The sequence below is a fragment of the Bradyrhizobium sp. RDI18 genome (genome assembly GCF_043203335.1).
Lineage (GTDB): Bacteria > Pseudomonadota > Alphaproteobacteria > Rhizobiales > Xanthobacteraceae > Bradyrhizobium > Bradyrhizobium retamae.
On sequence record NZ_JBICRN010000008.1, the window covers coordinates 1,186,870 to 1,204,241 of the forward strand.

At 63.7% G+C, this 17,372-nt stretch carries 11 protein-coding genes and 4 pseudogenes; 12 read left to right on the forward strand and 3 right to left on the reverse strand.

Features of this window, described 5'->3' with window-relative positions; genetic code table 11:
• Positions 1-39: 39 nt before the first annotated feature.
• The 5 genes and pseudogenes from ACFXS9_RS14545 to ACFXS9_RS14565 all read left to right on the forward strand — a co-directional run bounded on the left by ACFXS9_RS14545 (position 40) and on the right by ACFXS9_RS14565 (position 7,387).
• Positions 40-1,941, forward strand: coding sequence for a SurA N-terminal domain-containing protein (locus ACFXS9_RS14545; RefSeq protein WP_392689847.1), 1,902 nt, complete (start codon positions 40-42; stop codon positions 1,939-1,941).
• A 154-nt stretch (positions 1,942-2,095) separates the two neighbouring features.
• The gene (gene trpD, locus ACFXS9_RS14550) at positions 2,096-3,109 is read left to right on the forward strand and encodes an anthranilate phosphoribosyltransferase (protein WP_392689849.1); all 1,014 of its coding nucleotides are present in this window, start codon (positions 2,096-2,098) and stop codon (positions 3,107-3,109) included.
• Positions 3,110-3,126: 17 nt separating this feature from the next.
• Positions 3,127-3,948 carry an indole-3-glycerol phosphate synthase TrpC gene (trpC, locus tag ACFXS9_RS14555; protein WP_392689851.1) on the forward strand — a complete coding sequence of 274 codons (822 nt, stop codon included), beginning with the start codon at positions 3,127-3,129 and terminating at the stop codon, positions 3,946-3,948.
• A gap of 3 nt (positions 3,949-3,951) precedes the next feature.
• Positions 3,952-4,455 carry a cyclic pyranopterin monophosphate synthase MoaC gene (moaC, locus tag ACFXS9_RS14560; RefSeq protein WP_392689853.1) on the forward strand — a complete coding sequence of 168 codons (504 nt, stop codon included), beginning with the start codon at positions 3,952-3,954 and terminating at the stop codon, positions 4,453-4,455.
• A 198-nt stretch (positions 4,456-4,653) separates the two neighbouring features.
• A pseudogene (locus tag ACFXS9_RS14565) lies at positions 4,654-7,387 on the forward strand (EAL domain-containing protein).
• Positions 7,388-8,798: 1,411 nt separating this feature from the next.
• Here the strand turns inward: ACFXS9_RS14565 and ACFXS9_RS14570 are convergent.
• Positions 8,799-9,890 (reverse strand): hypothetical protein, encoded by a 1,092-nt coding sequence (locus ACFXS9_RS14570; protein ID WP_392689854.1) that lies wholly within the window; start codon positions 9,888-9,890, stop codon positions 8,799-8,801.
• Positions 9,891-10,002: 112 nt separating this feature from the next.
• Here ACFXS9_RS14570 and ACFXS9_RS14575 point away from each other — a divergent pair, with 112 nt between their 5' ends.
• The 3 genes and pseudogenes from ACFXS9_RS14575 to ACFXS9_RS14585 all read left to right on the forward strand — a co-directional run bounded on the left by ACFXS9_RS14575 (position 10,003) and on the right by ACFXS9_RS14585 (position 11,902).
• Entirely contained in the window at positions 10,003-10,692 is a 690-nt protein-coding gene (locus ACFXS9_RS14575; RefSeq protein WP_392689856.1) for a DUF4336 domain-containing protein, read from the forward strand.
• Between the two features lie 375 nt (positions 10,693-11,067).
• A pseudogene (locus ACFXS9_RS14580) lies at positions 11,068-11,523 on the forward strand (Bug family tripartite tricarboxylate transporter substrate binding protein); the annotation flags it as partial.
• Between the two features lie 19 nt (positions 11,524-11,542).
• On the forward strand, positions 11,543-11,902 hold the full coding sequence (locus ACFXS9_RS14585) for a Bug family tripartite tricarboxylate transporter substrate binding protein (protein WP_392689858.1): 360 nt from the start codon (positions 11,543-11,545) through the stop codon (positions 11,900-11,902).
• 25 nt (positions 11,903-11,927) lie between these two features.
• Here the strand turns inward: ACFXS9_RS14585 and ACFXS9_RS14590 are convergent.
• Together ACFXS9_RS14590 and ACFXS9_RS14595 are read right to left on the reverse strand one after the other, a co-directional pair.
• Positions 11,928-13,260, reverse strand: a pseudogene (locus tag ACFXS9_RS14590) (S41 family peptidase).
• A 151-nt stretch (positions 13,261-13,411) separates the two neighbouring features.
• Complete coding sequence (locus ACFXS9_RS14595) at positions 13,412-13,759, reverse strand: hypothetical protein (protein WP_392689860.1); 348 nt, start codon at positions 13,757-13,759, stop codon at positions 13,412-13,414.
• A 141-nt stretch (positions 13,760-13,900) separates the two neighbouring features.
• On the opposite strand from ACFXS9_RS14595, the gene ACFXS9_RS14600 reads away from it, so the two are divergent.
• From ACFXS9_RS14600 to ACFXS9_RS14615, 4 genes and pseudogenes are all read left to right on the forward strand, one after another.
• A complete protein-coding gene (locus ACFXS9_RS14600; protein WP_392689862.1) occupies positions 13,901-14,527 on the forward strand; it encodes an HAD family hydrolase in 627 nt (208 codons plus the stop codon).
• A gap of 28 nt (positions 14,528-14,555) precedes the next feature.
• A pseudogene (gene glp, locus ACFXS9_RS14605) lies at positions 14,556-15,766 on the forward strand (gephyrin-like molybdotransferase Glp).
• Positions 15,767-15,974: 208 nt separating this feature from the next.
• Positions 15,975-16,676: a transcriptional repressor LexA gene (lexA, locus tag ACFXS9_RS14610; protein ID WP_057843135.1), complete on the forward strand. Its 702-nt coding sequence runs from the start codon at positions 15,975-15,977 to the stop codon at positions 16,674-16,676.
• 227 nt (positions 16,677-16,903) lie between these two features.
• Complete coding sequence (locus ACFXS9_RS14615) at positions 16,904-17,326, forward strand: hypothetical protein (RefSeq protein WP_392689865.1); 423 nt, start codon at positions 16,904-16,906, stop codon at positions 17,324-17,326.
• The last annotated feature ends 46 nt before the right edge of the window (positions 17,327-17,372 follow it).

A 17,372-nucleotide genomic window follows, 5' to 3' on the forward strand; every position in this document is an offset into this window, starting at 1 on the left:
GACCCGGTTCCCCCTCTCCTTTAAAGACAAGTTGGACCCATGCTTCGAGGAATTCGGAAAGCCTCATCAAACTGGCTCGGCAAGGTTGTCATGGCCGTCGTGATGGGCGTTTTGATTGTCAGTTTCGCGGTTTGGGGCATTGCCGACATCTTCAAGGGATTTGGCCAGTCGTCGCTCGCCACGATTGGCAAGACCGAAATTTCGACGGAGCAATTCCGCCAGATCTACACGGAAAAGCTGCAGCAGCTTGGCCGCAGTTTCGGCCGTCCGCTGACCCCTGAACAGGCCCGCGCCTTCGGGCTCGATCGGCAGGTGCTGCAACAGACCATCGCCGAAGCCGCACTGGATGAGGAAGCTCGGCGCATGGGGCTCGCCCAGTCGCAGGACGAAGCCATGCGGCAGATCTACAGCGACCCGAATTTTGCGGGATTGGGCGGCAAATTCGATCCCGCTCGCTTTCAGGCCACGATCCGGCAGTTCGGCTACACCGAGCAGCGCTATCTCGCCGAACGGCGGCGGGTTGGGCTGCGGCGCCAGATCGCCGGCACCGTATCGGCCGGGGCGGAGCCGCCGAAGGTCCTGATCGAGGCGCTCGCCCGCTTCCAGAACGAGCAGCGCTCGATCGAATACGTCAGGCTCGACGCGGCGCAGGCCGGCACGATCGATCCACCTTCGCCCGAAGCGCTGGCCGCCTATTTCGAGGACCGCAAAACCCAGTTCCGCGCACCCGAGTATCGCAAACTGTCCTTTGTCATGATCAGCCCCGAAGAGATCGGCAAATGGACCGAGGTCTCCGACGAGGATGCGAAGAAGGTCTTCGAGCAGCGCCGCGACCAGCTCGGGACGCCGGAAAAGCGCGAAGTGTCGCAGATGTTTTTTCCGAACGAAGGCGAAGCGCAGGCCGCGCGCAGCCGCATCACATCGGGAACATCGTTCGACGACGTCGCCAAGGAGCGCAACCTCAATCTGGCCGACGTCGATCTCGGCATGATCGCAAAGAACGCGATCATCGATCCGGCGATTGCCGATGCGGCGTTCTCGCTGCAGTCAGGCGAAGTCAGCCAGCCGGTGCAGGGCCGGTTCGGCGTGGCGCTGGTCAAGGTCGGCAAGATCGAGCCGGGCGTGACGCCGACCTATGAAAGCGTCGCAGCGCAGGTGAAGAAGGAAATCGCGACCGAACGCGCGCGCGCCAAGGTCAACGAAATCCAGAACAAGATGGAAGACGAACGCAGCGGCGGCGCCAATGTGGTCGAGGCTTCGCAGAAGCTCGGCCTCACCCCCATCACGATCGAGGCCGTCGACCGCTCCGGCCGCACGCCTGACGGCCAGCCGGTGGCGAATATTCCGCGCGGCCTCGACGTGGTTTCGCAGGCCTTCAACAGCGATATTGGCGTCGACAACGAACCGATCCAGTTTGCCGGCGGCTATGTCTGGTACGACGTGCTCGGCATTACGCCCTCGCGCGAGCGCCCGCTCGACGAGGTGCGCAGCCAGGTCGAGGCAAAATGGCGCGAAGACCAGATTTCGAGCAAGTTGCGCGCGAAGGCAACCGAGATGGTGCAGAAAGTCGAGCAAGGCGGCTCGCTCGCCGCCGAAGCGGCTGCGGCCGGAGTAAAGGTCGAGACTGCGACCGGTTTCCGCCGCGACGCCTCGCTTTCAGGTGTGCCCTCCGCCGCCATCACGGCCGCATTCCGGACGCCCAAGGACGGCGTCACGCAGACGCCGGGCACCGGTGGCAGCGAGTGGATCGTGTTGCGCGTCACCGACGTGACGGTGCCGCCGGTCGACATGGCCTCCGATGAGCTGAAGAAGTTGAAGGAAACGTTGCAGCGCGGCCTGACCGACGAACAGGTCGCGCAATACGTGACCAAGATCGAATCCGAGATCGGCACCTCCATCAACGCGGCCGCCTTCGCACAGGTGACGGGCGCGAACAATTGAGCATAATAACTCACCTCATCCTGAGGAGCGGCCACCTGGCCGCTCCTCGAAGGATGAGAGCCGGCCTCATGGTTCTCCGAGCGATGCGAAGCATCGTCCGAGACGGCGCAAGAGCGCCTCCTCACCATGAGGTCTCGATTTTGAAAGCCAAACGATGGACGACCTCAAATCTATCATCGGAAAAGTCGCCACCGGCGCGACGCTGTCGCGTGACGAGGCAGCCTCCGCTTTCGATGCCATGATGGCCGGCGAGGCCACGCCCTCGCAGATGGGCGGGCTGTTGATGGCGCTCAGGGTTCGCGGCGAGACCGTCGACGAGATCACCGGCGCGGTGGCGGCGATGCGCGGCAAGATGCTGCGGGTCAAGGCGCCTGCGGACGCGGTCGACGTGGTCGGCACCGGCGGCGACGGCTCCGGTTCGGTCAACGTCTCGACCTGCGCGGCCTTCATCGTCGCAGGAGCCGGCGTGCCCGTCGCCAAGCATGGCAACCGCGCGCTGTCGTCGCGTTCGGGGGCTGCCGACGTGCTGGCCTCCCTCGGCGTCAAGATCGACCTCACGCCCGACCAGGTCGGCCGCTGTGTGCAGGAGGCCGGCATCGGCTTCATGTTCGCGCCCGCGCATCACCCCGCGATGAAGAATGTCGGCCCGACCCGCGTCGAGCTCGCCACCCGAACGATCTTCAATCTGCTCGGGCCGCTCTCCAATCCGGCCGGCGTCAAGCGCCAGATGGTCGGCGTGTTCTCCAGGCACTGGGTGCAGCCACTGGCGCAGGTCTTGAAAAATCTCGGCTCTGAATCCGTCTGGGTCGTCCACGGTTCCGACGGGCTCGATGAAATCACACTCACCGGCCCGAGTTTTGTCGCCAGCCTCGACAACGGAAAGATCACCACCTTCGAGGTGACGCCGGAGGACGCGGGCCTCACCTGCTGCAACGTCGACGCGCTCAAGGGCGGCGATGCGGACGCCAACGCGCTGGCGCTGCAAGGCGTGCTCAACGGCAAGCCCAGCCCCTATCGCGACGTCGCGCTGTTGAACGCCGCGGCGGCGCTGATCGTGGCCGGCCGTGCCAAGGACCTGAAGGAAGGGGTCGCGATCGGCGCGAAATCGCTCGACAGCGGTGCGGCGGCGGCACGGCTGAAGCACCTGATCGCGGTCTCACGCGGCTGATTTGAGGGGCGCCAGAAATGTCCGATATCCTGAGCAAGATCGAGACTTACAAGCGCGAAGAGATCGCTGCGGCCAAGCGGGCGCACCCGCTTGCCGAGGTCGAGGCCCGCGCCAAGGCGGCCCAGCCACCACGCGGCTTCGTCCGCGCCATTCGCGAAAAACTCGCCCGTGGCGACTACGCGCTGATCGCCGAGGTGAAGAAGGCCTCGCCGTCCAAGGGGCTGATCCGCGCTGATTTCGATCCGCCGGCGCTGGCCAAGGCTTACGAGGCCGGCGGCGCGGCGTGCCTATCGGTACTGACGGACGCGCCCTCGTTCGAGGGCCATCTCGATTTCATGGTGGCGGCGCGCGCGGCAACCAATCTGCCGGTGCTGCGCAAGGACTTCCTGTTCGACACCTATCAGGTGGTGGAAGCCCGCGCCCATGGCGCGGACTGCATCCTGATCATCATGGCTGCGCTCGACGATGCCGCCGCCAGGGACATCGAGGACGCGGCGATTGCGCTTGGCATCGACGTACTGATCGAAATCCACGACCGCACCGAGCTCGACCGCGCGCTAAAACTTCGTTCGCCGATGATCGGCGTCAACAACCGTAACTTACGGACCTTCGAGACGACGCTTGCGACCAGCGAGGCGCTGGCGCCGCTTATCCCGCGTGACCGCCTGATGGTCGGCGAAAGCGGTATCTTTACGCCTGATGATCTCGCTCGCCTCGAGCGCGTCGGCATGTCGACCTTCCTAGTCGGCGAGAGCCTGATGCGGCAGGCCGATGTGACCGCGGCAACCCGCGCATTGCTGGCGCGTTCCGATACGGCCCGCGCGACCGGGACCGGCTAGCAGATGGCGCGGAAGGCTTCCAAGGGCGGCGCCGCCCTCACCCATATCGATGCCGCCGGCGAAGCGCGGATGGTCGACGTCTCCGCGAAGGCAGCGACCGAGCGCACCGCCATCGCCGAGGGGCGTGTCGTCATGGCCAAGGCGACGCTCGATCTGATCGTCTCCGGCAATGCCAAGAAGGGCGACGTATTGGGCACGGCCCGCATCGCCGGCATCATGGCGGCAAAGCGCACATCGGAATTGATCCCGCTGTGCCATCCGCTGGCGCTGTCCAAGGTGACGCTCGACATCACGCCTGACAAAAAACTTCCGGGCTGCATCGTCCGCGCTACCGTCAAGGTCACCGGCCCGACGGGCGTTGAGATGGAAGCGCTGACGGCGGTGTCGGTCGCGTGCCTGACGATCTACGACATGATCAAGGCGGTCGAGCGCGGCGTTCGCATCGAAGGCATCCATCTCGTCGAGAAGAGGGGCGGCAAGTCCGGCCATTATCGCGCGGAGCGGTGAGCCCGGCGACGGTGGCGTCGCCCTCGTCACGCGCGAGGATCCCCCTGTGGTTGTCACAGCCCACACTCGCCACCGAGCTAACCATTCATTAACCAGGCTTCCTAACGTCAACTCCATCTCGGCGCGGTATCGAATCTATGGCCGGGTTTGGGAGAACGCCGCTTCCGGCAGTTCATGTCCCGGCCGCGATCGCGTTCCATGGTTTCAACCGGCACCAAATCATTGAGGATCGCGTTCGCCCTTCGCGGCGGCCCGATCCGCTGGTTGATCCTGGGCGGCACGCTTTTGATCGCCACCATCGCGATCGGCGCGACCATCATGGCCGGCAATTTCCGCGAGCGCGCGCTGCGCAATAGCGAACGTGAGCTGGAAAACACCGTGCTGCTGCTCGCCCGCCATTTCGACCAGCAGCTCGAAGATTTTCAGGTCGTTCAGAAGGACCTGATCGCGTTCATGCGCTCCAGCGGCATCGCGACCGTCGAAAACTACAAGCGCCGGATGTCCGGCCATGACATCCATCTCATCCTGAAATCCAAGATCGACGCGCTGTCCTATGTCGGCGGCGTCAACGTCTTCGACGCCGACGGCAATTTGATCAACGCATCGGCCGCCTGGCCGCCGCCATCTGTCAACTCGGCGGACCGCGCGTTCTTCAGGACCTTCAAGTCCGATCCCCGGTCGCCGGGAATGCTGCTCGAGCCGGTCCATAGCCGCATCACCGGCGCCTGGACCACGGTGATCGCACGCAGGGTCACCGGGCCAAAGGGAGAATTCCTTGGCGTCATCGGCCGCGGCATCGAACCCGCCAGTTTCGAAAAGTTCTTCGCAACCGTCGCGCTCGGACCGGGCGCCTCGATCGCCATGCATCACAGCGACGGCACGCTGCTGGCGCGCTACCCACATGTGCCGGAGCTGATCGGCAAGAACTTCAGGAACGGTCCGGCCCTCCAGCGGCAGGCGTTCGAGCGGTCCCACGGCACCTCGCGCCTCACCAGCCCGATCGACGGCGAAGACCGGCTGATCGCGTCACGCGCGCTGACAAATTTTCCGCTTCTGATTGTCGCATCGACGACGACATCGGCCGCGTTGGCCGACTGGCGCGAGCAGATCGCAAGCCTGATTACGATCGCCGGCCTTTCCGTGCTGGCGATCGCCGCCCTGCTGTTTCTCGTCGTCCGCAAGCTTTCGCATCAGCACCGCGCGTCGAAGCAGCGGCTGACACTGGAAAAGCAGCGGCTCGATACCGCCGTCAACAACATGACGCAGGGCCTCTTGCTGTTCGATTCGAAGCAGCATCTCGTGATCTGCAACGATCGCTATCGCGAGATGTACGGCCTGTCGGCCGACGTCGTGAAGCCGGGCTGCAGCTTCCGCGAGGTGATTGTCCATCGCAAAGAAACCGGCTCGTTCGTCGGCGACATCGATCACTACGTCGAGATGGTGTTGCGCGACATCGCGCACCGCAACGTCATGGTTATCTCGACGCCGGACGGACGCTCGATCCAGGTCGTCAACGAGCCGGTCGCCGACGGCGGATGGCTGGCGACCCATGAAGACATCACCGAGCGCCGGCGCGCCGAGGAGCGCATCACCCACCTCGCCCATTACGACGCGCTGACCGACCTGCCGAACCGCACCCTGTTCCACGAACGGCTCAAGCGCGAATTGTCCCACGCCGGGCCGGATAAGCAACTGGCGGTGCTCTATATCGACATCGACGAATTCAAGAGCGTCAACGATTCGCTCGGCCACATGATCGGCGACGAACTCCTGAAATCGGTCGCGGCCAGCCTCGCCGCCTGCACGCGGAGATCCGATTTCGTCGCCCGGCTCGGCGGCGACGAATTCGCCATCGTGCAGACCGGGATCGATGATATCGACGACGTGATGAAGCTCGTCAGCCGCATCTTCGAGGCGATCCGCATCCCCTATCAATGCCTCGGCCATCAGGTGACCACCGATGCCAGCATCGGCATTGCGCTCGCGCCGCAAGACGGCTCCGATATCGACCAGATCCTGAAGAACGCGGATCTGGCGATGTACGCCGCCAAGGCCGCCGGCCGCCGCACCTATCGCTTCTTCGAACCGGACATGGAAGCCGAGGTCCGCGCCCGCCGCAGCCTGGAAATGGACCTACGCCAGGCGCTCGTCGACGGTGGCTTCGAGGTCTATTACCAGCCATGTCTGAGCCTGCAGACCAACGCCATAACCGGCTGCGAGGCGCTGGTGCGCTGGCGCCATCCGCAGCGCGGCATGATTTCGCCCGCCGAGTTCGTGCCGCTCGCGGAGGACACCGGCCTGATCAATCAGCTCGGCGAATGGGTGCTGACCACAGCCTGCAAGGAGGCCGCGACCTGGCCCGGCAATGTCAGGCTCGCGGTCAACGTCTCGCCGATTCAATTCAGGAGCGGCACGCTGGCGCCTGAAGGTGATGGCGGCGCTCTCCGCATCGGGCCTCGCGGCGAGCCGGCTGGAGCTCGAGATCACCGAAGCCGTGCTGATCCGAGATGACGAGGCCGCGCTCGCCGTTCTGCACGACCTCCGCGCCATCGGGGTTCGCATCGCGCTCGACGATTTCGGCACCGGCTATTCCTCGTTGAGCTATCTGCAGCGCTTCCCGTTCGACAAGATCAAGATCGACCGCTGCTTCATATCAGACATCGCCGAGCCGGAAGGCTCGTCCTGCATCGTGCAGGCGGTAGTCAACATCGCCGCCGAACGCCACATGACGACGACGGCCGAAGGCGTCGAGACCGAACAGCAGCGGCAATTGCTGCGCGAACTCGGCTGTTCGGAAATGCAGGGCTATTTGTTCAGCGCGCCGAAGCCGGCGGCGGAGATCAGGCCGATGCTGGCAAAATACCAGCCGCGCCCCGAAGCAGCGCGCCCGGTCCACCCGCGCAAGCGCAAGGATGAGGCGCGTTCGGCGTAGACTCGTTTACTTGTCACCGTCATTGCGAGCGAAGCGAAGCAATCCATCTCTCCACCGGTGCGTAAAGGAGAGTTGCTTCGCTTCGCTCCTCGCAATGACGTGGTGAAGACCCGTTAGCGGCGGGAATCTCTTGCGGCCTGTGCTCTCTTATTCGCCTGTGACACCCGCCCAATTGTTGACCGCGGGAGTTTGATGCTCCGTCGGCGACTCGGAATCGCCTTCATGCCTTCATGGGAAGTTGGCTCATTTGTCGGGCGGGAGAATTGCTGTGCTCTACGAAGAGAAAGCGCTCGCCGAGCCGCTTCTCCCAGCTCCCTCCTCGCCTCAAATTTTTGAAGGCGTGCGAGCTCCTTGTTGACCCGCTTCAGGGCAGCCACGAAAACCTGCTTACGATGGAGAGAATGCTCGGCAGTCCCCGAAACGCTTTGGCCCCGCGGCTGGGCGGTACCTTTGCTGATCCGACGCCGCTGGAAGGCGAGCGTACGCTCCCTGTCCCGGAGTTTCCTGAGCGATGATTTCAGGCTTTCAAGTGTCGCGCGATCCGCGTCACCAATTTCGGGATGATGAGAGGTCTGTATGAGCGCTTTCTCATCGTGATTCAGGATGCTCAGCTCGAACTTGCAGGGTGCAGACATATGACACCTCATACATGCAATTTTTTTTGCCTTGCCGTCGCTGCGCCAATCAACTTTGCCAATCATATCCACGGTGCGTTTCCGGGGCTCTCACGATAGCTTGAAGAACTACGGTGACAGTGCTGGACTGCACCCCTGGAATGAGACGCAAATTCTGTGACAGGCTCATTTGGAGAATGACCTGTGGCGGCAAGTAGCCCGCATGAGCGCAGCGATATCCGGGACTAGCCATCCCCGGATGTCGCTTCGCTCATCCGGGCTACGCTTGCTAACGCGGACTATCAGGCGCAGTCCCCTGCGCGCCACTCGTGCCAGCGCCCGAACCCGTCGTTTGGCTGCTCGGATTGGGTTGTCCCGGCGGATGTGCGGAAGCACCGGGCGTTTCCTGTTCGCTGACAAGCCCGGATTGTCCGGAGTCGCGGGTCTTGATTCCTTATCCGCTTCCTCCTGCATCTGTTTGTCGGTTTGCATCTCCTGCTGGCGAGGCGTCGTCGACTGCTGAGCCAGCACCCGCATGGTGAGCGCGGTTCCAAAAGCGACCGTCATCGCGAGAATTGAGGTTCGCATGAGCTATCCTCCTAGTGTTCTCCTCCGCACAACGCGCGAGAGAGGGATCGTTTCCCGGTCGAATTGTGAAGGGAAAGGGCGTAGGAAGACCGCGGTCACTCGCGTCAGCGCAGCAACATGTAGGAACAGCCAAACCCGGATGTCGCGGAGCCTGTCGTCGGGCGCGCATTCGCGCGACCCGTTGGCTCATTCGGGCTACGCTGCGACGTCTAGAGTCGCGCCTTCTGTGCAAGTGGAATCCGAAACGTCCTGAAGCCTTCTATATCGGGAAACCACTCGGCGGCTTGGCGCGACGCCAATGTCAGGACCGCGGCCGGGACTTCGCCGCTGATCAGGCGGTCGATCGCCCCTCGCTGTCCTTCGCTGAACTGGACTTCCGCGGCCCCTGCCGCCATGAAGGCAGCGCTGACACGTCCGCTGGAAGCGGACTGCTTCTCCTCGATCGCGATGTTCTTGTTGTTCAGGTCGGATAGCGAATTGATCTCCGGACGTGCCAGCACAAGCACGACCAGATCCGGATCGTCTGGCGCTACGGATGCCGCTTTGTCGGTATCGCTCACGTCGGCGGGTACTGCTTCCGGATTGTCCGATTTGTTGGCCGCTTCCCGCCCCGTTCCGATCGCCGTGACGAGATCGGCCATTCCCGTCGCCTCCACAAGCTGCTGCTGTATGGTTCGAGAGGCCGGAGCGGGAGCACCGGCGACCGCAACAGGCAACGCAGTCGCCTCCTGCGTGGCAGGCGGCGGCAGGGCGACCTCGGATTTGACCTCCGACTTCACCTCCGACTTGGGAGTCTCCGCAGGCTGCGACGCAGCGACGGCGGCTGCCTTACTGGGCTCGGGGCTATCAGGGATTTCCAATTTGCGCTCCGGCGGCTGGCCAGCCGCGACGGCCTTTTCGCGAACCACTGGCGCCTTGACCGCCGGAATGTTCTTCCCGGCTGCTGCGAGCGCGGGAGCGGCGGCCTTTTTGGCGGTTGGCGGCCTCGTATTGGAGGTCGCCTTGCTGCCGCGCGGCGCGGCGCGGGAAACGGGTGCGCCCTGCCTCGCTACGCGTGCGGGACTGGCGTGTTCTGGTCTTGCGGTTTCGGCCTCAGCCGGCACCGCGATATCAGTCTCGCGAACCGCGCGGTGCCGGGCAGACAATGCCTGATCAGACCAGGCCATGTAGGACTGGCACGCGCGATTGCACGGCAGCCCGTCGATATAAACGAGGCCAGGTGAATCCAGCGGATTGGCTTGCAGGGCTCCACCCGAACAAAGGGACAAGATCAGGGTCAGCAAAATCCGTTGTTTCGACATGACTACTCCATTTGAACGCGCATGGTGTCCGACCCAAGCTACGCTTGGATGGAGATGAGGTTTCAAAAGAAGAGGTCTTGATCCGGACCGCAGCAATTGCGTTAGATCGGCTATGTTGAAGGAATTCGGCCGACAGATCTGGACTGCGGATGGACCCGATGTAGCAGTGGCCGGATTTCATTACCCCACTCGGATGGCTATAATCGGTCTACCAGACGACGGCCTCTTCATCTGGTCGCCGATACATCTCACGGATGGCCTGCGCGCAGAAGTGGATGCTATCGGTCAAGTACGGCACATTGTTGCTCCCAATTCACTTCATCACTTGTTTCTTCAAGAGTGGAAGCGCGCCTACCCCGCCGCCAAAGTCTACGCCCCGCCGGGATTGCGAAGGAAACGAGCGGACATAATATTTGACGCTGACCTGGGAAGTGCGCCCAGCGCGGATTGGATCGAGGAGATCGATCAGGTCCTGATGCACGGCAACCTGATCACTACCGAGGTCGTATTCTTTCACGTCAAGAGCGCGACCGTGCTCTTTACCGACCTGATCCAGCAGATCCCTGCCGACCGGATCCCCGGCTGGCGAGCCATCGTAGCGAAACTGGATCTCATGACAGGACCCGAGCCGTCGGTGCCGCGTAAGTTTCGCATCGCCTTTGCCAACCGCCGCGCTGCGCGGGACTCTCTGCAACGCATTCTCGCTTGGCCCGCCGAAAAGGTGCTGATGGCCCACGGAACACCAATAGAAGGGAATGCCCGGGCATACCTGCGCCGTGCCTTTGGCTGGTTGATCGCGTGATTCGGCACGTAGCCCGGATGGAGCGAAGCGCAATCCGGGGATTCCCCGTCTGTTGGTGGCCGCCCCGGATTTCGCTTCGCTCCATCCGGGCTACAACGCTCGCTGTCACCAAAACAATCCAGCCATGGATTAACCGTCCGGAACGCCATAACATAAGATGTGTTCTTGACTTGGGCGTGTCGCCGTCGCCTGCAAGAGGGTCATCGCATGGATGAATTGTCGCGTCGCAATTTGGTGACGGTCGCCGCGATCACCATGGCATCGACCGTTGCGTTCGCAGGCGCCTCGCTTATGTCGACCGCCCGTGCTGCTGACTTTCCGACGCGCTCCATCACGCTGGTCGTGCCGTACCCAGCCGGCGGCGGCGTCGATGCGATGGCGCGCGTGGTGGCGCAAAAGCTGTCGGACGCTTTCCGCCAGACCGTGACCGTCGACAACCGCGGCGGTGGCGGGGGCACCATCGGCACGCGCGCGGTCGCGCGCGCCGCGCCGGACGGCTACACGCTGCTGCTCGGCCACACCGGGACGCTGTCGATCAACCCAAGCCTCTACACGAGGCTCGGCATGGATCCGCGCAAGGATTTCGCGCCGATCGGCCTCGTCGCCTCGATGCCGGTGGCCCTGCTCGCCCATCCGTCGTTTCCCGCGAAGACGGTCGCCGAATTGATCGCGGTTGCGCGGAAGGCGCCGGGCACGCTCAATATCGGCACGTCGCCCGTCGGCACCGGCGGTTACATGTGCGCCGAACTGTTCAAGGCCGAGGCCGGGATCGATATCGCGGTCATCCCCTACAAGGGCACGGCGCCGGTCATGAACGATCTGCTCGGCGGCCACGTGCCGGTCGTTCGGCGTGCTGCCGCCGGCACTGGGCAATATCGCGGCCGGCCAACTGCGGGCCATCGCCGTCACCAGCAAGACGCGCTTCTCGCTATTGCCCGATGTGCCGACTTTCGACGAGTCGGGACTGCCCGGCTTCGAAGCCGTGTTGCATTACGGGCTGCTTGCGCCGCACGGCACGCCACCTGAGATCATAGACATCCTCAGCGCCGAGTTGCGCAAACTCGGCAACGATTTGGAGGTGCAGAAACGCATTCGTCTCGAAGGCGGCGATCCCCTCAGCTCGACGCCGGCCGAGTATGCCGACGACATCGATCGGGAAGAAAAGAAGTGGAGCAAGCTCGTCCATCAGCTCGGGCTGAAGGTGGAATAGCCGGCCTCTAGGCTGAAAGCGACCGCTAGTTCGGCACCGCCCGCTTCGCCGCCGTCGCCGCGTTCGCATTCACCGTGCCGCCGCGCAGCAGGTTGAACGCGGCGTTGAGCGCCTTGTCGTCCTTTTCGTTCGGCGGGACGTAGGCTTGCGAGCCGGTCTGCTCGGCGCCCTCGGCGGCGAGGTGGCCGCGCATCGAGGCTTCGCCCTTCAGTTCGGCGCGGCCCTTGAGTTCGTCCGGCACATCCTGCAGCACCTCGACGTCAGGCGCGATGCCCTGGGCCTGGATCGAGCGGCCCGAGGGCGTGAAGTAGCGCGCAGTGGTCAGCGCCAGCGCGCCGTTGCCCTGCCCAAGCGGGATGATGGTCTGCACCGAGCCCTTGCCGAAGGTGCGCGTGCCGATCAGCGTGGCGCGCTTGTGGTCGCGCAGCGCGCCGGCCACGATCTCGGACGCCGAAGCCGAGCCGCCGTTGATCAGCACGACCAGCGGCTTGCCCTTGGTGATGTCGCCGCCACGCGCGGTGAAGCGCTGGGTTTCCTCCGAAGTGCGGCCGCGCGTCGAGACCACCTCGCCCCGGTTCATGAAGGTGCTCGACACCGACACCGCCTGGTCGAGCAACCCGCCGGGATTGTTGCGGAGGTCGACGACATAGCCCGCGAGTTTTTCCGGCGGAATTTCCTTCGAGATGCTGGCGATCGCTTTCTTCAAGCCGTCGGTGGTCTGCTCGTTGAAACGGGTGATCCTGATGTAACCGATGTCGCCGGGTCGGTCTTGAAGCGGACCGGCCGCACCCGGATAATCTCGCGCACGATGGCGACGTCGATCGGCGCGGCGGCCCCTTGCGCACGACCTTGAGGCGGATCTTGCTGTTGGCGGGACCCTTCATCCGGCCTACCGCTTGTTCGAGGGTCATGCCCTGGATCACCTCGTCGTCGATCTGGGTGATCACGTCGCCCGACAGCATGCCGGCCTTGGCCGCGGGCGTATCGTCGATCGGCGTGACCACTTTGACGAGGCCTTCTTCCATCGTCACCTCGATGCCGAGCCCGCCGAACTCGCCATGGGTGGTCTCCTGCATGTCGCTCCAGCCCTTCTCATTCATGTATCTTGAATGAGGATCGAGCGCCGAGATCATGCCGTTGATGGCGCCTTCCATCAGCTTGGAATCGTCGGGCTTCTCGACGTAGCTGGTCTTGATCCGCTCGAACACGTTGCCGAACAGATTGAGCTGGGTGTAGGTGTCGGAACGGGCCGCAGCCTTTGCCGCCGCCACCAGATGCGCGCCTTGAGGTCCGATCACGAGGGCGGTCAGACAGGCACCCGTCACCGTGCCGAGAAGAAAGGCAAAATTCCTTCGCATCGTGGAGCGTCCCTCTATCTCTACGGACGCCCCTCATCCCCGTGAATCGGCGCCCCTGTCCCGGCCCCGCCAACTCACAATGGCTTTTTGGTCGGATCAAGGCACGCCGACCCGGAGCAATACGGTCGCTTTCAGAGTGTGAATGAAATCATCACGTTAGACAGGGAGTCGTCATGCCCGGGCTTGCCGGCATCTTTCTACTTTGCCGCGCCTTCGGCGGATTTGGCCTTTGACTTCGCTGCCGGCGCCTTGGCCGCCGCTTTCGGCGGTGCGCTGTCGCCGCGCATCGTCCCCCAAGGATCGAACTCTTCTGCTCGGGGATGTTGCCGAGCGATCTCCGGTAGGCCCGCTCGGCTTCCTTTTCCGCCGCTTTTTCCGAGGGTGTCTTGTCCTTGTCGGTCTCGCCATATGCGGGAGGACGGGCTTGTTGGCCCCAGGCGGGGCCGGCCAACAATGCGATCACGGCGACGGCGCCCAGGATTCTGCCAACGGTTTGCATGCGACTACTCCCTGAAATTGGCCCCAAGAAACTGGCCCGAAGCCTTAGCACAGCCTGCGTACGGGCTTAAGCGCGGATTGGGATGCGACGCAAATCGCCGTGGCCGTTGCCGAGGCCGGTCCGGTTTTGTAAACGACTGCCATGAATTCGCCGCCAGCGCTCCATTCCGTCGATGCCTTGCTGTTCGACCTCGGCCGTGTCGTGCTCGACATCAGTTTCGATCAGGTAATGACGTGCTGGGCAGGGCATGCCGGCTGCGCGCCTGCCGACCTCGCCGGACGCTTTGTGGTGGACGACAGTTTCAAGCACCACGAGACCGGCCGGATCGACGATGCGGCGTTCTTTGCGAGCCTGCGCCAGTCGCTCGGCATCGGCATCACCGACGCGCAGTTCCTGGAAGGCTGGAACGCGATCTTCACCGGCGAGATGCCCGGAATTTCGCCGCTGCTGGCGCGTGCAGCAAAACGCTTGCCGCTCTATGCTTTTTCCAACACCAATCCGGCCCATGTCACGCATTTTTCGCAGGCCTATGCGGATGTGCTCGGCCATTTCCGCCAGATATTCCTGTCCTCCAGCATCGGTTTGCGCAAACCCGACGCCGAAGCCTATGATCATGTGGTAAGAGCGATCGGCGTGCCGGCGTCGCGGATCCTGTTCTTCGACGACTCGGCTGCCAATATCGAAGGTGCCCGGGCGCGCGGCCTTTCTGCCATCCACGTGACATCGACGGATGACGTGGCGAGGGCACTGACCGCACTTGGAATTTAAGCACTTGGAATTTGAGGGAGGTCTGCCCGTGGCGTTGATGCCGGTTGCCGATGCATTGTCTGCCATCCTTGCGGGCGCCGATCCCCTGCCCGAAGAATTGGTGGCGCTCGATGACGCGCATCACCGCATTCTCGCACGCGACGTCGCAGCAAAGCGGACGCAGCCGCCGCAGGCGATGTCGGCGATGGACGGCTATGCGGTGCGCGCGGCTGACGCCGCCGATGTCAGCGCACGGCTGAAGGTGATCGGCGAGGTCGCCGCCGGCCGCCCGTTCGAGCGGAAGGTCGGCAAAGGCGAAGCGGTGCGGATCTTTACCGGCGGCGTGATCCCCGATGGCGCCGACGCTGTCATCATCCAGGAAGACACTGGCGTCGACGGCGATCATATCACCATCACGGAAGCAGCCGTTCCGGGGCGGCATATCCGCGCCGCGGGCGTTGATTTCCGCGAAGGCGACGTCCTCCTCAAACGCGGGCGCCGCCTCACCGACCGCGACCTCTCGCTCGCCGCCGGCATGAACTACCCGGAGCTTGCGGTGCACCGCCGCCCGAAGGTTGCGATGCTGGCGACCGGTGACGAACTGGTGATGCCGGGTGCAACCCCCAGCCCCGGCCAGATCGTCTATTCCAACGGCTACAGCTTGCGGGCGCTGGCGCGGGCCGAGGGGGCAGAAATCATCGACCTCGGGATCGCCGCCGACACCGTTGCCGCGACCACGGAAGGCATCCGCCGTGCCCGCAAGGCCGACGCGGACATCCTGATCACCCTGGGCGGCGCTTCGGTCGGCGACCACGACCTCGTCAAGCGGTCGCTGGAGGCCGAGGGCGTCGCCATGGCGTTCTGGCGGATCGCGATGCGGCCGGGCAAGCCGATGATGCATGGCAGGCTGGAGGCGATGCGGGTGATCGGCTTGCCCGGCAATCCCGTCTCCTCCTATGTCTGCGGCTTCCTGTTTCTGGTGCCGCTGATTCGCGCTCTATCGGGCCGCGATACCATCCATCACCCGCGCGAAAACGCCCTGCTCGGCCGCGATCTCGCCGCCAACGACCAGCGCGAAGACTATCTTCGCGCCAGCCTCGAAGCGCGCGACGACGGCACGCTGGTTGCCGTGCCGGTGAACCATCAGGACTCGTCGCTATCAGGAATCTCGCTGCGGCACGTGCACTTGTGATACGTCCGCCGTTCGCGCCGGCTGCCGCAAAGGGATCGCGTTGCGAGCTGCTCCGGCTGCCGGAATGACGCCGGAACGGCGCTCCAACAGCGCCTTGGTGCCGGAACCGCAATGCGTTCACCTGAAATTAAGTGGTTGCGGAACACATATCGAACATATAGTGTCCGTTCATGATTTGTTTCGACTGCTAGTGTCCTTGATTGAGAGTTTGGGGACTCCACGATCTGGGCTCTGAAGATTCGGAACGAGACGAAGCCAACCGGGGGATTGCTCGCGATGCTTACGCGCAAACAGTATGAACTTCTGCGTTTCATCAATGAACGGCTGAAAGAGGCCGGCGTGCCGCCCTCCTTCGACGAGATGAAGGACGCGCTCGATCTGCGCTCCAAATCTGGAATCCACCGCCTCATCACCGCACTGGAGGAGCGGGGCTTCATCCGCCGCCTGCCCAACCGCGCCCGCGCCATCGAAGTCATCAAGCTGCCCGAGCTCGCAGCCGCCGCCAACAGCCGCCGCGGCTTCACGCCGAGCGTCATCGAGGGTACGCTCGGCAAACGCACGGTGAGCGCGCCGGCCGCCGAGGACGACGGCAATCGGCCGGTCGCCGTGCCTGTCATGGGCCGGATCGCCGCCGGTACGCCGATCGAGGCGCTGCAGACCCGCAGCCACACCATCAGCGTACCGCCTGATATGCTCGGCTCCGGCGAACATTACGCGCTCGAAGTGCGCGGCGATTCCATGGTGGACGCCGGCATTCTCGACGGTGACATGGCGCTGATCCAACGCAACGAGACCGCCGACACCGGCGATATCGTCGTGGCGCTGATCGACGAGGAGGAAGCGACGCTAAAGCGCTTCCGCCGCCGCGGCGCCTCGATCGCGCTCGAGCCCGCCAACACTGCCTATGAAGTCCGCATCCTGCCACCGAACCGGGTCCGGATTCAGGGCAAGCTGATCGGGCTCTACCGCAAATACTGACCCGTTATGCCGTCCGGGCCGTGACGGAAAAGAGCCCCGGCCCGCGGCCGGGGTTTTTTGTTGTGCGTTTGGAACCAACGAGCGTTAGCGCGTTTGTGAATGTGGCGCATTGCGCCAGTCGCAGAATTGCCCAGAAACGAGAGAAGGCTCTGCGCCATGTCCACTCTGATAGAGGCCTGTGCCTCTTCTAGACACAGGTCAGCTATCTCAAACGAGGGAGCCATCCGATGTGTGACTATAGCCTGCATGCTGTGGCTACGCGGCCTGCCGTGGTCGGCGAAACGCTGATCACCACGACGTTCCGCGGTACATCGACCCGCGGCTTTGCGTCGGAACGCGAGCCTGCAGTGGCGGTCTGCATGCTTCCCGGCACCGAACTGGCGTTCGCTGAGGACGTCAAATACGACAACCGGTGGATCTGGACTCGAACCACCGACTGGCGGGTCGGCAAGTTCAATCAAATCGACCCCCATATTTCCGACCGTCACCATGACGCGATCGAATTTCCCGACGGAAGCCATGTGCTGGTGACGCAGCTTTGCGAAGGCCAGCGCGCGACCGTGCTGCAATTGCCGGTGGTCCAGACCGGCGGCGAACGCGCCCCGAAGGTAACGGAAGCGCCTCCGGCCGAATCGATCGTGACCGGATAAACGCCCACGCTCATATGATCCGCCGGTCCAGGCCGGCGGATCATGG